The following is a 16335-nucleotide window of genomic DNA, read 5'->3' as shown; positions in this document are numbered from 1 at the left end:
GTAACAAAATGTGATGACGCCGTTTCTATCCAATGCAACCAGGACGCCCTAAGTCTCGTTCGAGTTGTATCGGGCAGTTGTATTCAACAGGGGCGGGCTTTCCCGTAAAGTATGTCAAACATCGATCTCAACCGCCTCGTGAGAACGCTCGACGCCGACTCGCGGGTCGCACTTGAGAACGCCGCGTCCCTCGCGGCACGATATTCCCATTCCACCGTCGAAATATTCCACTGGCTTCGCTGCCTCCTAGACCTCGATTCTCCTTCAAAGTTATTTGCCGACGCAGGAATCGGCATCGACGCTATTCTGATGGAACTCGATGCTGCGATTCAGGACTTGCCGCGCGGCGACAACTCTTCTCTCACCCTGTCACAAAATACTCTGACGCTGGCGCGCGAGGCATGGCTGGTCGCATCGCTGCAGTTCGGGCGGCAGCATGTGCAGGCCGGCGATATCCTGATTGCCCTGTCGAGCGAGCAGACATTGCGCGTGCTGGGCCGTTCGGCGCTCCCGTCGCTGCGCGACGCGGACCTCGGCAAGGTGGAAGCCCTGCTTGCCGCCTCCGCCGACGAGGCCCCCGCGCACCCACCTCTTGGTCAGGCTGCCGCGCCCTCGGCGGGCAGCGATGATTTTCTGCGCCTCTACACGCAGGACATGACCGAGGACGCCAGAGCGGGCCGCATCGATCCGGTGATCGGCCGCGACCGCGAGCTGCGCCAGGTGATCGACGTGCTGATGCGGCGGCGCCAGAACAATCCCATTCTCGTGGGCGAGGCCGGCGTCGGCAAGACCGCCATCGCCGAAGCGCTCGCGCTTGCCATTGCCTCCGGCAGCGTGCCCAAAATGCTGGCCGACGTGCGGCTTCTCTCGCTCGATCTCAGCCTTCTTCAGGCCGGCGCCGGCGTGAAAGGCGAGTTCGAACGCAGGCTGCATGGCGTCGTGGAAGCGGTGAAGAAATCCCCGCGCCCGATCATCCTGTTCATCGACGAGGCGCACAGCCTGATCGGTGCGGGCGGGCAGGCCGGACAGGGCGATGCGGCGAACATTTTGAAGCCGTCGCTCGCGCGCGGCGAGTTGCGGACCGTCGCCGCGACGACCTGGAGCGAATACAAGCGCTACATCGAGAAGGACGCGGCCCTGACGCGGCGGTTCCAGACCGTCAAGGTCGACGAGCCGGACGAGGAAACCGCGATCCGGATGCTGCGCGGCGTGGCCGATGCCTTCACGCGCCATCACGGCGTCAAGGTTCGTGACGACGCACTTGCGGCCGCGGTTCAGCTTTCCGCGCGGTACATTCCGGCAAGGCAGTTGCCGGACAAGGCGATCAGCCTGATCGATACGGCAGCGGCATCCGTCGCGCTTGCACGCCAGACTTTGCCCGAGGCGCTCAAGACGCTCGAAAACGAAGGCGAATTGCTGCGCGTCGAGGCGCAATGGCTGGGCAAGGAGCCCGCAACCGAAACCAATCGTGCCCGCACGATGCAGATCGACACACGGCTCGCCCAGATCGAGAACGAGCGCGAGGGCATCGCGGCGCGCTACGACGCAGAGATGCAGCTTGTGCGGGAAGCCGATCGCATCGAAGCGATGCTTTCACCGCAGGATGACGATGGCGACGCGCAGAACGCATCCGCCGACAACGTCGCGATCTTCCCCGCCAACACATCGGCCGAGGGCGCACGCGCCGCGCTCGCGGCAGCCGAACGGAAACTGGCCGACGCCGCCGGCGAAACGGCGCTCGTGCCGCGCGTGGTCGACAGGTCGGTCATCGCGGCACTGGTCGCGCGGTGGACCGGCATTCCCGTCGGCAAGCTGCTCTCGGACCAGATCAACGCCGTCAAGTCGCTGGACGCACGTCTCAGGGAACGGGTCATCGGCCAGGACGCCGCGATCGACCGCATCGCCTCGTCGATGCGCGCGGCCCGCGCCGGCCTGTCGGACCCGAGACGTCCTCCGGCGGTCTTCCTGCTGGTCGGCATGTCGGGCACGGGCAAGACCGAGACCGCGCTGGCGCTCGCCGACATGCTCTATGGCGGCAGCCAGCACCTGACGACGATCAACATGTCGGAGTTCAAGGAGGAGCATAAGATCTCGATGCTTCTCGGCTCGCCGCCCGGCTATGTCGGCTATGGCGAGGGCGGCGTGCTGACCGAGGCGGTTCGCCGGCGTCCCTATGGCGTCCTGCTCCTCGACGAAATCGACAAGGCGCATCAGGGCGTCCAGGAAATCTTCTATCAGGTGTTCGATAAGGGCACGCTGCGCGACGGCGAAGGCCGCGACATCGACTTCAAGAACACCACCATTCTCATGACCGCGAATACGGGATCGGAGATGCTGGCCGCTCTGTCCGCCGACCCCGACACGATGCCGGAAGGCGAGGCGCTGGAGAAGCTGCTGCTGCCCGAACTGCAAAAGCAGTTCAAGCCGGCCTTCGTCGGGCGCACCACCGTCCTGCCCTTCATGCCGCTCGGAACCGACGCCCTGTCGGGCATCGTGGACATCCAGATCGGGCGCATCGGCGATCGCATGCAAGCGAGCTACGGCACGCAACTCGCGCTTCTCACGGAAGCACGCGACGCGCTCGTTGCGCGCGCAAGAACCAGCGAACTGGGCGCACGCGCGATCGAAAGCATGATCGCGCGTGATCTTCTGCCCATCCTTTCGACCTTCTTCCTCGACGCAGTCACCGAACAGCGAAAGTTCGAACGCGTCGAGATCGGCTTTGACGACCAGGGATTCCGCATCGCGCATGCCGAGCCCGTGGTCGAGACGGAATTCGCCAACGCGGAAACGCAACCGGCGAATAAGGCAGCTCCGGACGACACAGATGCATCTCCGGATGCGGCATCCACCCGAAAGGCGAAGACGCCTTGATGCAACTTGGCGATTGAAACGACTAAAACAGGAGAGTGCACAGCATGCCGATTTATCTGCAGATCGACACCATTCAGGGCGACGCGACCCAGGAGCAGCACCGCAAGTGGATGGACATCGAGGCGATCCACTGGGACGTTACCCGTAACATGAACACGTCTGCCGGTTCGGCAGCAAACCGCGAGGCTTCCGAGCCTTCGGTCTCCGAGGTCGTTCTCACCAAGGTCAGCGACTCCTCGTCCGTCAAGCTTTTCCAGGAAGCGTGCTCGGGCCGTACCGGCAAACGTGCCGTCATCCATCTGGTGACGACCGGCAGCCCGGGCGAAACCTATATCGAGTACGCGCTGACGAACACGCTGATCGCCAGCTATTCGGTGGACTCCACCGGCGACCGTCCGATCGAGACGATCCGGCTCAACTTCACCAAGATGGAAGTCAAGTACACCCCGAGTGGCGACGACAACGCGGCGCAGTCGCCGATGATTGCCTCTTACGATCTGGCTACGACCAAGGCCGCTTGATCCCTGCTTCTATCGGGGCGTTTCTTTCCGGAGGCGCCCCGACCCAGGTTTTCATCGAGCTTGTTTCGAACGCGGTCACTGTGTGCCCACGTCGATACGGGCGCTGCTCATCGAGGTTGTGATGCCGAATTTCAACGTATCGTGGGGCGGGCTTTTTCTGCGCCCTGCCCTTCAATCGGAACTGCTTCCCGAGGTCAAAGGCCTTGGGGGACGCCCCCAGACTTTCGACTACATGCAATATCGCAGCGGTCCGCGGCAGGTTGGCGCCAGAAACGCGACGGGTGGCGGTGTCGCCGCCGTCGTGCAGGCTGCATCCCTTGCGCTGAACGAACGTGCGTTGACCGTGGCCCTGAGCCGCTGGCTGCGACAGAACCACAGCAAGATCAGCGATACGCTGTTCGAGAAACGTCACGACGTATTCGTCGTGCAGGTCAACTACACGACCGCAAAATCGATGGGCAACACGGTCTACATGGGCGGCACGACCCATCTTCTCGGCACCGTCCCCACCCACGACGACATCAAAGAAATCCTTACGGACACGCTTTTGTATGGGCCGCAGTCGTTCGCCACGCCGCTGAACCGATCGCATTCACCCCAGCGCGCCTTCCTGATCGGCCAGCGACAGAAGAGCGTCGGTGAAATGCTCGAAATCTGGAGAAACCAGTCGCCGGCACCACGCTGAAGACGCGCGAGGCAGCGAGAGACGACATGGCGGCGCAGCCTTCGACTCGAGAGCTTATGCGACATTCACAGTCACCGGAGACGCACGTGCGCGGAAGTGAGGCCCGATGAACGACCTGCCACCGGCCGCCGATTTCATCCAGGCGAACCGCATTCTGAAAGTGTCGTCACCGCTCGGTGACGACCAGCTCCTGCCGGAACGCGCCTCGATCAGCGAAGGCGTGTCGCAACTCTTCGAGATCACCATCTCGGCACGGGCGAAGCGCGACGACGTCAAGCCGGACGAACTCATCGGGCGCCTCGTCGATCTTTCGCTGGAGGTCAGCCAGGGCGAGGATGGCGACGGCATCAGGCGACCGTTCAACGGGCTCGTGACCGAACTCAGCGAGGGTCCGCCCGTCACGCGCGGCATGCGGTCCTACATGCTTGTCTTGCGGCCGCAACTGTGGCTGCTGTCGCGTCGATCCGACTGCCGCATCTGGATGGACAAGACGGCGATCGACATCGTGCAGGATCTCCTGTCAGAGCATGGCCTGCCGTCGCCGGATGTCTCGGGCGTCATCTCGCCGCCGCCCGTTCAGCACTATTCGGTGCAGTGGAACGAGACGGACCTCGACTACCTCCTGCGCCGCTTCGAGGAAGACGGCCTGTTTTTCTGGTTCAGCCATGAGGAAGGTAGCCATCGGCTGCACGTCGCCGACAACGCCGGTTCATGGGCAGGCCCCTCGCCATCGGCGCAGGGCGAAGGCAAGGTCCGCTTCTCTCACGGCTCGACCGACCGCAACCACATCACCGAATGGAGCCGTCGTTTCTCATACGTCCCCGGCCAGCGCGCCGGCGCGGACTGGAACTTCGAGACGCCGAAGATCGTGCCCATCTCCACCACGCCGTCGCTGGTGCAGATGCCCGATGCCATCAAGCGCGAACTCTACGAATACCCCGCGCGCGCGTCCTCCATGGAAGCCGCCGAGCGCGCCGAAAAGCTGCGCATGCAGTCGAGTGAGGCGGACCATCTGCGTGTCTCGGGCCAGTCGACGGTGCGCATCGTCGAAGCAGGGCGGCGTTTCACGCCCTATGACGTCGCGAACCCCGATGCCGTCTTCGACGAGCACGTCATGGCATCCGTGAAGCACGTGATCACGGACCGATCCTATGAGACCAACGCCGATGGTCTCGAATACACGAACGTGTTCGAGGCGGTTCCCTCGAGCGTCGCGCTGACGCCGCACCGCGCGACCCGGCGCCCGCGCATCGAAGGCACCCAGGTCGCGATCGTGGCCGGCCCCTCCGGCGAGGAAATCCACCCTGACCAGTATGGCCGCATCAAGCTGTGGTTCCCGTGGGACCGCCGCGCGAAGAAGGACGGCACGGACACCTGCTGGGTGCGCGTGGCGCAGAGTTGGGCCGGCGGAAGCTGGGGCGGACAGGTCATTCCCCGCATCGGCATGGAGGTCATGGTCGCCTTCGTCGACGGCGACCCCGACCGTCCGCTCGTCACCGGCGTCGTGCCCAATCCCGACAATGGCGTGCCCTACGACCTGCCGGCCAACAAGACCCGCATGGTCCTGCGCTCCAACACGCATAAGGGCAGCGGGTATAACGAGATTTCGCTCGAAGACGATTCCGGCAAAGAGAATCTTTTCATCCATGCCCAGAAGGATCAATCCATCAAGGTTCTGAACAATCGCGCAAAACGGGTGGATGCCAACGAGGTCGAAAGCATCGGCTCCAACAGCTCTGTGGAAGTCGGCGGAAACCGTCAGGAAAAAGTCGGTGGTTCAATGAACCTCGCAATCGGCGGTGGTTCCGGCATGCCCCTTCTTGGAGTTCTTGGCGGCATCGTAGCGGCTGGGGGGCAAGACAGCCTCGCCGGTTCTGCTGCCATCGGCGACAAGGGCTTGTCGCAGTTCGTCAAATCCGTTGCTGCCGTCGGTGCTGCTGCGGAAGCCTTCTCGCTCAAGGCGAACGGTGACTTTAATCGCGCGGGCAATTTCTCCACGAAAGGGGGCGCGGAACAGGCTTCGACAGCCGGCGCGCTTGGCGGCCTGCTGTCAAAGCTCATGCCATTGGGTGGCATCCTGACCACGATGGTGGAGAAGTTCCGCTCGGACACTGTTGGCGTCGCGCGTACGGAACAGATCGGCGTCTACAAGAACACGTCCGTCGGTCACACCATGACTGTGCATGTCGGAAAAGAGTTCATCATCAATGCCGGTAAGTCCAAATTTGTGATGGACAGCGATGGGAACGTGACCATCATCGGGACGAAATTCAACTTTTCCGCGACCGGTCACGTTCAAATCAACGGCAAAGACATCGATCTGAACTGAGGACCACGAGATGACCGCATCGAGGGAAGGTAGTCGCGACACCGGCGACGGCATAGTGATTTCTCTGACACCCGACGTCTGCAAGACGCCGATAGGCAGTTCAGTTGTACCGGTTCCCTACTCCGTGTTCGCAAAGCAGGACGACGACGCAAACACGGCCGCCACAGTGCGCATGACCGGGCAACGGTCTCACAATCTCGGTTCGGTCATCACGCGTACGCAGGGCGACTCGCCCGGCACCGCGGGCGGCGTGAAGTCAGGCACCGTCGGTGCGGCTTGTCATCCGAAGGACCACTCGAAGTCGGTGCGTATCGAGGGGAAACCAGCGATCATGCACGCCCACGAGTGGTGGATGAACAACCGCAATACGGTCGGGAAGCTCTATTACCTGAAATCGGTCGAGGTCCGCGAGCCGACCCATGCGGTGAATCTCTACAACAACCCGCCGCTTGAAAGCCCGACTGAAGCGTCGACAGGAGATGCGCCAGCCAAGGATGACGCCGGGTGAGTTTTTCTTCTGCAACCGCCGGCATCAACTATCCCACTGCTGGAGAAGTTCTCGATTTCTGGCAGCAAAAGGGCTTTGAGTGGGGCAAGAACCGGGTTTCACGCTTTCCGACCTGGATAGCGAGAGCTTCGAATCCGGTTACCGTCTTCTTTTCCACTCTGCTCTATTCGAGCCCCGCAGGTGAGGGATCGGAGCTACCGATCCCCAGCGAAGTGCTTTCACCGGGACAGATGGAGTGGGTCAATGCCGCCGCAGGAGCCTCCGGGGTAAGCGCCGACAACCTGGCTTTCCACTTGGCGCTGCAGCAGAAGAACCACGTTCTTCAGAATCCCGGCGTCGTGATGCCCGACGCAATGTACGATCAGGCGGTCGACAATGCGGTCGCGTTCGCGCCGCCGACGACACCGGAGGCCGTCGCCCAAGCCGAACGCGAAGTGCAGGACCTATTGGAACGCCCGCCGACGGAAGATCCCGATCCTGAGCCGCGTCCTCTTCCCATACCGCTTCCCGGACCGCGCGTGACGCAACCGCGCTGCAAGGTCCATCACATATGCTTCATGCCGCGCAGCCCCCTCATCAAGTTGGACGAGTTCGTGCGCCAGATGAAGCTCCAGGAAGCTGCCCTTAACCGGATGACCCCGCAGCAGATGCTGGCGAACCATACAGCGTACAGGCTCGACCCGGCGGGCATGCGGGCTCTGTCAGACCCGTTGCAACATCAGACGCGGGCAGAATACGAAGCGTCTGTCACGATGAGATTCAGGCTGGAGCACGGACGGAATTGGGAAGCCGCGCTTGCCGATCATATGTCGGGGCTGGCAGCCTTGCACAATCCTGACATGATTGCCGGCGGACACTATGCATCGGTTGCCGACCCGGGCATTCCGCTCGAGGATCGTATGGGCGGCCTTAACGAAAACAGCTCGATGGGACGGCAATGGCAGGATAGGGAAGCGCGTTTGGTGCAGCATGCGCGGGAACAGGCTGCGAACGGTTGCCCGTCCGTACAGGTATCTATGAATGTCTGCGCCAGCGTTCCTGGAATGCCGGGCCAGCCAAGATAAAGGAAATGTCGTATGTCGCGGCTCGACGAACTGGACAAGATATTCAAGGAACGGAAATACTTCACCGCGGAGGAATGGTATGAGATCCTCATCCTCCAGCGTGGCGCTCCCAAAGACGCCAGGCTTGCCGATAAAGCATATGCTGAAACCTATCGCGGACGCGTTCCCGATATCCTGATCCGCCTTTGGCTGGAGCACGGATGGGGAAGCTGGAACTCGGGCAAGTTCTGGCTATGCGATCCGGCGCTTCTTCAGCCGGTCGTCGAAACGGCTTTTATGGGCGACCTCGAATTCGACCCCGACGAGATGGTGGTCTACGCCTACGATGCGTTCGGAACGATGTACATATGGCTCGGCGGCTACCGCGTCATGCGGCTTTACTGGACACATAACTATGTGATCGAGCAGAAGCATGAAGATTTCAACGAGATCGCCGGTGTACCCATAGATGAATCTTTCATCATCATAACCGATATCGAAGGACACATCCCTACCGGCAAGAATTATGGGAAGGCGCATACCGACAGTTCGGGCGACGACATGCTTCCCAAGGCCATCGCCCGCCTCGGCGAACTGGATCGGGATGAGATCTACGGCTTCTTTCCGGCACTGAGCCTGGGCGGGGAAAACAGCGCCATTAACCTGCAACGGGTCCCGGTGCTCGAGCACCTCATGTTATTGGCCTCGATCCAGACACCAATCCTGCGTCGCTTCGAGCCACCTGCGCACGGGCAACCGGGCTTCGGTCAACTGACCGACATACGCCCCATCGGACCGCAATAACGTGTCGCTGCCGACCAAGGCGCTCCATGCTTCATGACAACACTACTCCGTTTTCTGCCATCGCATTCGAGCAGTGGCATCGGGACGGCACGACCATGGCCGCGGTGGCGGTTCGCGGAGTTTACGAACTATCCGATTCCGGAAGCCTTTCACTCTCCGATCACCAGGAACTGGTCTTTGCGGACGAATATGCCGGCAGTTCACAGGATACCGCGTTGGTGCGCACCAGCGACCTTGTCCCGTTCAAGCCATCTGCCGACATCACCGTCGTAGGCAGTACTTATCCGCCGGGGCACGAAAAATCGGCGCGCTGGGAATGCGGTATCAAGGTAGGCGAGCTCAAGCATATCCTGCGCTGCAGCGGACCCCGCGAATGGGAAGCAACGGGACGCAAGGGTGCAAGCCCATCATGGAAACTCACCGACGCTCGCCCCGTCGAATCCATGCCGCTTGACTATCTGAATGCGTCTGGCGGCAGCATCATCGGTGATCCGGATCGCGGCGTCAGTCATTTCAATCCACTTGGGCCGGGAATTCTCCACCCGCGATATACGCCGATGGACAGACGCTTTCGCGCGCCGGCGATCGATAGCGAAAATTACCCAGTTAATGATCCGTTCGCCGAGGTCGAACCGCAAGGTATGGCGCCCGTACCGCCTTCCTGGCGGTTTCGACTGCAACATGCTGGTACTTACGACGATGCGTGGCTGGAAAAACGGCATCCAAAACTGCCGGAGAACTTCGACTACCGTTTTTATCAGACCGCGCACCCGGCCCTGATCTATCCCGGCTACCTGCGAGGCGACGAACAGGTCACGTTCGCCGGCTTGACGCCGGGAGGCGAGGTTCATCGTTTCAACCTTCCAAATGCTCTGCCCTGTGCGAAGTTCCTTTGGAGTGACGGCAAAGAGGTGAGCATGCGCCTCAACCTCGATGGCTTGCATCTCGACCTGCGTAAAGGCCCGCCATGGCGGGTTGATCTTACGTGGCGGGGCTGGATGGAAATCAACCCGGAATTCTTCAAGGTCGATCTATTCCTCGCCGATCCGGAAAGCGGCCTTATCACTACCTAAGAACCATCAACATGATCCTCATTCCGCACGGGAGAGATGGCGGTGCTCCGTTCGGCAACATCGAGCCCGGCATTGCGGGATTCGAATTAGTCAGCATCCCTGAAGATGCCGTTGCCTATGCCGCGTGTCTCGAAGCTGCCGATAAGACTCAAGGGAGCAGACGATGAATTTAGAGATCGTTCCGTACAAATCCGTAGGGCCTATCGCCTTCGAATGACGCCCAAGGCGGTGGAGAAACATCTAGGGCCCGCTGAAGACGTCCGGGTAACCCGCTCCCTGAAAGTGCATCGCAAGAACTTCAGGATCGATATGCTGGCGATTCCTCGGAGTTTCGCCTGGGTGCCTCGCCGGAAGAGGCAAAGCCGACGGTTCTTTACCGCATGATGCAAACCGGCACGCGCGGTATACGCCACGCATCGCCGGGCGAGCATTGGAAGGACCTAACCTCTCACCCGAAGCCGGCGTGGCTTGACGATCAGTCGTCCCCAGTCACCTTGTCCCAGTCCCGTGCCGGGAACGGCCCCTATGGGCGCCATCCTTGCCGACAGCCTGCTCGTCTCATACAGGAAATTCCCGACTTGCCCCCTGAATGCAAGGCTCTGGCGGAGACTATGGCGACGACACAGGTTTTCATGCACACGGGTTTTTCCGCGCCGGGCCGCATCAAGGAGCAGCCCCTCCCCACGGGGGATGCGAAGACGGTTCTCGAACAAGGACATTACTGATGAGCGACGCGGACTGGAAACCAACCATGCAGGCGGCAAGCGCGCTCGATGCTGAACGTTTCACCATGTGCTGGGGCGAACTGGAATACGATGACCCCTTCACTGCGATCATCTCCTACGACGGTAGTTTCTCCCAGCCGTGGCGCAGGACCGATGTGCAGCGCGAAATCGTTGACGTCGCATATCTCGAGGTGGCCGGGCAGGACAGGGCTGCGCCGACCGCGCTCAGCAACGAAGGCGACGTCTATGTTCTTCTGGAGGGAGGCACGGTCGATAGGTCGAAGATCGATGGCGCAGGCGTCTTGAGCGAAGACGCGACGGGACTTGGCGCAGTGCATTCCCTAGCTGTCGATGGAACGAAACAGTCTGTGGTCGGCGAAAGCCGGCAGCTTTACGAGCGTGACGGCCTCCGCCCATGGCGCCGTCTTTCGGGCGACAAAGCGAAGCGCAATGGCTATGAAGCCGAGCATTTTGGAGAAGTCATTGCGCTTGCCGACGGAGACCTGATGATAACAGGCTTCGAGCGCCCTTATAGCAAGCCCGGCGCGGCCGGGCTCTCAGCCGGCGAATGGGAGAATGTCACCCCAGAAGACTTCATGCGGATGATGAAACAGCAGCGCGAGGAGACATCGACTCGCACCCGCATCCAGAAGCTACATCGTTATTCTGGGGGGGAGCTGACGGATCTATCCGTTCCGGAAGACATCTCGATTCAGAACCTCTACCTCGATCCCAAGGGCCGCGTCTGGCTCACAGGACACGCCGGCCTGATCATGCGGGGAACGCCACAGGGCGATTTCGAGAAGATGGGCTTTCACGGCGACGATGAAACCCTTTTTTCCTCCGCCTGGTTCGCAGGCGAGTTGATCGTGGCGGCAGACAATGGCCCTCGCCGTTTCGACGGCCACATGCTTACTCCGATGAAGCCGCTGCTCGATCCATCGATCAACCCTAATGTTCCTGTTCCGCTTAAGGTGCAGGCTGTTGCCGACGTGCTCTACTATTTCGACGCGAAGCACGGCGTGCAAATTCGAGACGGCAGCGGCTGGCGCGGAATCCAAATACCGCATGAACTTCTGGAACGGGAATTCAAGGGGTTCGATCTTTGACCCGACCCGCTTTCCCGCTCCGCTGAGCAGGAAGCTGCATGAGCCTTTCTCCGGCATCGGAAGCCTCAGCAGACAACGACAGGTACGATAATGGATCTGAAGCTCTAAATCTCAAGGTTCTCCAGATGTGGAGTGGCCAGAAAGAGTTGTGCTCGGCTTACTTTCAGCCGAGCACCGCGGAAGAGATCGCTGAAATCGAACGACTCGTCGGGACGAACATCCCTGACGATTATCGCGGATTCCTTCTGGAATATTCGACTGTGATCGGAGCCGACAGTATCGGGCTTATGTCCGTTGCGCGGATCGGCGGAAAGAAGATCGCGCGGATGGGCGCCGCCTGCGACCATGGCGGCCGGCTAGTCCAGGGCGAACCCTGGCTGACCTTCGAGTGAATGTGCACTTTGGTCGGCAGGCAAACTCGCGCGGCTGATCGGCTCGTGAAGAACTCCACGAGCATTCGAAGGACCTGAACCTCTCACCCGAAGCCGGCACGGCTTGACGATCAGTCGTCCCCAGTCACCTTGTCCCAGTCCTCGCGCTGGACGGCCTTGGTCAGTTCGCGGCGGAACTGGCCGACCGCGTGTTCGGCGAAGGAGGACATCTGGCGGCCCTTCTTGCTTACCACCCACGCGGTGATCTGCGCGCTTTCGACCAGCGGCCGGCGCGTCAGGCCGGGCATGTAGACCTCGGCGACGGAGAACTCGTCGATGATTGCCACCCCCAGGCCATGCCGCACCAGGCTGACCACCGTCTGCGCAAATCGCCCGCGCATCGCATAGCGCGGGCTGATCCCCGCCTGCTCGAACGGCCTCGCCAGCGCCGCGCCATAAGGATCGCCCGGATCGACGCCGACCAGATCCTCGCGCGCGAGATCGTGAACCGAGATCGCAGGCTTTGCGGCCAGCCTGTGCTGATCCGGCACGATCGCGACAAGCCGCCCATGCGCCAGCGGCGTGCTGTCGAGCGCGAAATTCTCGATGGCCGAGCTCATGATCACGAACTCGCCGCGCTCCAGCAGGAGATAGTCGGCCGTCTCCTCGATCTTGAGGATGTTCAGGTCGATGAACACGTCCGGGAAGCGGTGCCGTATGCCGCGGATCGCGCGCGCCGCGATGAACTGCGCGATCGACGGCGCCGAGGCGAAGGACAGCCGGACGTCCTCGCCCTTGCGCAGCGAGGCGACGGCCGTGTTCAAATTCTCCATCTGGCGGTGCACCCGATGCACCATCTCGAAGATCGCCGTCGCCTCGGCGGCCGGCACGAAGAGGCCGGCCTTGCGCTCGAACAGACGAATCCCGAGCGTGTCCTCGGTGTGTTTCACCAGCCGGGAAATGCCCGGCGCGGAGACGTTCAGGAGTTTGGCCGCGCCCTGGATCGTGCCCGCCATCATCACGGCGCGGATCACCTCGACTTGGCGCAGCGTCAGTTCCTTCATGGCGGCCAACCTCCCCGACGCGCCGCGTTTCAGGTGCGACCGGCCCCCCGAAGAATGGCCATGGTCGCGGCATGGGCCATGGCGGCGCGGCCCAGCCCGTCCATCTTTTGTGCAAGCGCCCGATGCGGAACCTCGACGCTGATCGTCACGCCGTCGGGAATCGCGCGTGCGAGCCCGTCCATGTCGATCCCGCCCAGTCCGGGAAACAGCCGCTCGCCGCGCGCGATGCGGATCAGCCCCTCGTCCGATTTATCGTATGGGACCTCGCCGTCGCAGAACTGGACGTAGTTTACGCGGTGACGCGGCAGGTTCGCAATCTGCTCCAGCGTCGTCGACGACCGGTCGTAATGCAGCGCATCGACCAGCACGCCGCCATTTTCCCGATCGGCGGCCTCGACGATCGTGAGCGCGGCTTTCAGGTCCGGCACCGCCGTCCAGGGCATGAATTCCAGATCGGCAGTCAGCCCCCGCGATGCCGCGAGATCGCAGAACCGTGCGAAGCTCGCCGTCAGCCGGGCGTGGTCGGTGTCGTCTCCCGCCACCAGCACATGGCGTGCCCCGAGCGCCGCGCAACGGTCGCAGAACCGGTCGAAGAGATCCCAGTCATTCTCGGGTTTCAGCCGGATGATCTCGATATCGCCGATCGTCACGCCGGTATCGGAGAGCGCGGCCTTCACCTCGCCCAGGAGCCTGTCGTCGGTGAGCAGGGGATAGTCCGGCTCGCCGCCGGCGGCAGCGGGAAGAATGCGCAGCCCCACCATCGCATAGCCGGCGGCGGCGGCGATCTTCACCGCCTCGACCGGACCCACGTCGAAGGTTGTCAGAAAGGCAAGCGAAAGCGGATGCGTCATGCCGGCCTCACTTCAGCGGCGAAAAGGGCAGCGGTACGGCGATCTGGCTGGTCATGTCGGGGCTCAGCCAGTCGGGCCCGCCCTTCGGTGGCCATTTGCCGTCCGCCACCGACTTCGCCCGCGCCTCGGAGCGCGCGGCGAGGCTTTCATAGGGCCAGATCTGCGTCAGTCGCGGCGCGCCGTCGAGACCGTACATGGCGACCGTGAGCTTCGAATAGGCCTCGCGCTCCGGCACGGCGACACGCCATTTCTCCATCGTCGGCACGATGCCGTTGATCCGCGTCCGGTAGGTGCGGAATTCGTAGACGGGTCCAAACGTCCCCGCCTCGACAGGCGGGAGGAAGTCCAGCGCCCGGTAGCTTTCCATGCTGAGTGCGACGAGATGCTCGGTGCAGCCGAACGGATCGTCGCTGCGCAGCGCGCGCTCGCGTTCCTCCATCATCTGCGCGAGATCGTCGAAGGCGCGCAGCACGAAAATGCGGTTCAGCGTGCCGATATCGGTCGCCCATGCACCGGCCAGCCTGCCCTGCCCTGCGCCGACCCATGCCTCGATACCCGGCGTGGCCTTGCCGGCCCCGAAGATCACCGTGTCGAGCGTTGCGAGTTCGTAATAGCTCATGCCGTTTCCTCCTGTTGGGTATCGATGCCCGTAACGGGCTGGCCGGCCAGAATGCGGCCGGCGATGTAGCCGAAAGTCATTGCCGGACCGAGCGTGATGCCGCCCGACGGATAGTTGCCGCCCATGACGGACGCCATGTCGTTGCCGATGGCATGGAGCCCCGGAATGGGCTGGCCGCCTGCATCGAGCACCCGGGTCGAGGGATCGGTCGTCAGACCGGCAAACGTGCCCAGCGAGCCGGGTTCGATCCGCACCGCATAGAATGGCCCGCGATCGAGCGGCGCCAGCGATGGGTTGGGCTGGTTGTCGGCATCGCCCTGCACGCGGTTGTAGGCGCTCTCGCCGCGATGAAATTCGGTGTCGCGCCCCTTGGCCGCATCGGCGTTGAACCTCGCCACCGTGTCGGCCAGCACGTCCGCCGGAATGCCGCAGGCCTGTGCGAGATCAAAAAGCGTCCGCCCCCGCTTCAGGTAACCGGAGCGGACCGCCGGGCCGAGCGGAAACGGAAATGGCTTCGACCAGCCGAGGCCCCAGCGCCGCTGCGCGCGGTGGTCGGCGATCAGCCAGCAGAAGGGCGGCTGGCCTGCCGGCGTGACGGCGATCAGGGCCTGCATGAAATCGTGGTAGCTATCCGCTTCCGAAACGAAGCGCCGGCCCTGGGGCGTCACCGCGATGATGCCGGGCTTGGCCCGCTCGATCAAATGCGGGAAATGGGCCGTCGAACCATCGGCGCGCGGCACCAGAGAGACCGGTGCCAGCGCGACGTTCGAGACGAGGTCCTGCGCCAGCATGCCGCCGGCGCCCTCGCCCAGCCGGATGCCGTCGCCCGTGTTCTCGCGCGGCGCGGCGGATCGATGGCTGCTGCCTCCCGCTTGCGGGGCCAGCATCTCAAGACGCTCGGGATCGTGGGGAAAGCCGCCGGCGGCCAGCACGACGCCGCGCGTCGCCCGGACCCGCGTCTCTCCGCCCGGCCTTGCCAGGCTCGCGCCCACGACGCGCTCACCGTCGCGCAGAAGAGCCGTCGCCGGGGCGCTGTCCAGAAGGGTGACGCCCTTGTCGAGCGCCGAGCGCATCAGCCGTGCCACCAGCGCGTTGCCGTTGACGAGATGCATCCCGCGCCGGTGCAGCGCCATGTCCAGCACATGCCGCGCGATCCGCCCGGCGGCGTAGATGGCCGAGCCCGGACGACGGGACGCCTTGAAGAAATGCGCCATGTCGGCACCGCTGGCGAGTCCCATGCCCCAGAGGCTGACCACGTCGAGCGGCGGCCGGAGTTTGCGCAGCCATTGCCCGAGTCCGCGCCCATCATAAGGCTGGACGGAAATCGACCGACCACCCGTCTTCGCGCCGGGCGTCTCGTGAAAATCCGGGATGCGGTTGCCGTCGATCCACCGCATCGCGCTGTGATCATGGAAGAAACTCACCATTTCCGGGCCGTTGGCAAGGAAGACCGGCAGCCTTGGATCGCCCGCGCGGTTGCCGAGCTCGCTGCGCAGATACTCCATCGGACCTTCGACCGGCTCATCGATGCCTGCCGCGCGCGCCAGCGGATTGCGCGGGATCCAGAGCCAGCCGCCCGACCATGCGGAGGTGCCGCCGAACATCGGAGCCTTTTCGGCGACCACGACTTTCAGGCCAAAATGCGCGGCCGTGACCGCGGCGGAGAGACCCGACGCGCCCGAACCGATCACCAATACGTCGCACGCGATTTCGCGGACAGGCTGCTTCACCATCATTCCTGCCCGCGGGCGTATGCGCG

At 62.8% G+C, this 16335-nt stretch carries 14 protein-coding genes; 10 read left to right on the top strand and 4 right to left on the bottom strand.

Annotation, left to right across the window (positions count from 1 at the left end):
* Positions 1-111 precede the first annotated feature (111 nt).
* The 10 genes from tssH to AAFN55_RS13365 all read left to right on the top strand — a co-directional run bounded on the left by tssH (position 112) and on the right by AAFN55_RS13365 (position 12063).
* Positions 112-2874, top strand: a complete 2763-nt coding sequence (gene tssH, locus AAFN55_RS13410) for a type VI secretion system ATPase TssH (protein WP_347799337.1) — start codon at positions 112-114, stop codon at positions 2872-2874.
* A 44-nt stretch (positions 2875-2918) separates the two neighbouring features.
* Entirely contained in the window at positions 2919-3395 is a 477-nt protein-coding gene (locus tag AAFN55_RS13405; protein WP_347799336.1) for a type VI secretion system tube protein Hcp, read from the top strand.
* A gap of 121 nt (positions 3396-3516) precedes the next feature.
* Positions 3517-4080: a hypothetical protein gene (locus AAFN55_RS13400; protein ID WP_347799335.1), complete on the top strand. Its 564-nt coding sequence runs from the start codon at positions 3517-3519 to the stop codon at positions 4078-4080.
* Positions 4081-4186: 106 nt separating this feature from the next.
* Positions 4187-6409, top strand: a complete 2223-nt coding sequence (gene tssI, locus AAFN55_RS13395) for a type VI secretion system tip protein TssI/VgrG (protein ID WP_347799334.1) — start codon at positions 4187-4189, stop codon at positions 6407-6409.
* A 10-nt stretch (positions 6410-6419) separates the two neighbouring features.
* Positions 6420-6917 carry a DUF4150 domain-containing protein gene (locus AAFN55_RS13390; protein ID WP_347799333.1) on the top strand — a complete coding sequence of 166 codons (498 nt, stop codon included), beginning with the start codon at positions 6420-6422 and terminating at the stop codon, positions 6915-6917.
* Complete coding sequence (locus tag AAFN55_RS13385; protein WP_347799332.1) at positions 6914-7981, top strand: polymorphic toxin type 15 domain-containing protein; 1068 nt, start codon at positions 6914-6916, stop codon at positions 7979-7981. Before AAFN55_RS13390 ends, AAFN55_RS13385 begins: the two co-directional genes overlap by 4 nt.
* A 12-nt stretch (positions 7982-7993) precedes the next feature.
* Positions 7994-8764 (top strand): GAD-like domain-containing protein, encoded by a 771-nt coding sequence (locus AAFN55_RS13380; protein ID WP_347799331.1) that lies wholly within the window; start codon positions 7994-7996, stop codon positions 8762-8764.
* A gap of 26 nt (positions 8765-8790) precedes the next feature.
* The gene (locus tag AAFN55_RS13375) at positions 8791-9837 is read left to right on the top strand and encodes a DUF2169 domain-containing protein (RefSeq protein ID WP_347799330.1); all 1047 of its coding nucleotides are present in this window, start codon (positions 8791-8793) and stop codon (positions 9835-9837) included.
* Positions 9838-10561: 724 nt separating this feature from the next.
* Positions 10562-11671: a hypothetical protein gene (locus AAFN55_RS13370; RefSeq protein WP_347799329.1), complete on the top strand. Its 1110-nt coding sequence runs from the start codon at positions 10562-10564 to the stop codon at positions 11669-11671.
* A gap of 38 nt (positions 11672-11709) precedes the next feature.
* The gene (locus AAFN55_RS13365) at positions 11710-12063 is read left to right on the top strand and encodes a hypothetical protein (protein WP_347799328.1); all 354 of its coding nucleotides are present in this window, start codon (positions 11710-11712) and stop codon (positions 12061-12063) included.
* Positions 12064-12173: 110 nt separating this feature from the next.
* On the opposite strand, the gene AAFN55_RS13360 is transcribed toward AAFN55_RS13365, so the two are convergent.
* The 4 genes from AAFN55_RS13360 to AAFN55_RS13345 are packed head-to-tail and all read right to left on the bottom strand — an operon-like array spanning position 12174 to position 16306.
* On the bottom strand, positions 12174-13106 hold the full coding sequence (locus AAFN55_RS13360) for a LysR family transcriptional regulator (RefSeq protein ID WP_347799327.1): 933 nt from the start codon (positions 13104-13106) through the stop codon (positions 12174-12176).
* A gap of 29 nt (positions 13107-13135) precedes the next feature.
* Positions 13136-13957: a TIM barrel protein gene (locus tag AAFN55_RS13355; protein ID WP_347799326.1), complete on the bottom strand. Its 822-nt coding sequence runs from the start codon at positions 13955-13957 to the stop codon at positions 13136-13138.
* A gap of 7 nt (positions 13958-13964) precedes the next feature.
* Entirely contained in the window at positions 13965-14576 is a 612-nt protein-coding gene (locus tag AAFN55_RS13350) for an NIPSNAP family protein (protein ID WP_347799325.1), read from the bottom strand.
* Entirely contained in the window at positions 14573-16306 is a 1734-nt protein-coding gene (locus AAFN55_RS13345) for an FAD-dependent oxidoreductase (protein WP_347799324.1), read from the bottom strand. The genes AAFN55_RS13350 and AAFN55_RS13345 overlap by 4 nt, the downstream gene beginning before the upstream one ends.
* Between the last annotated feature and the right edge of the window lie 29 nt (positions 16307-16335).

This window comes from Mesorhizobium sp. CAU 1732, from assembly GCF_039888675.1.
GTDB lineage: Bacteria > Pseudomonadota > Alphaproteobacteria > Rhizobiales > Rhizobiaceae > Aerobium.
This window is presented reverse-complemented; position numbering and strand designations above follow the sequence as displayed.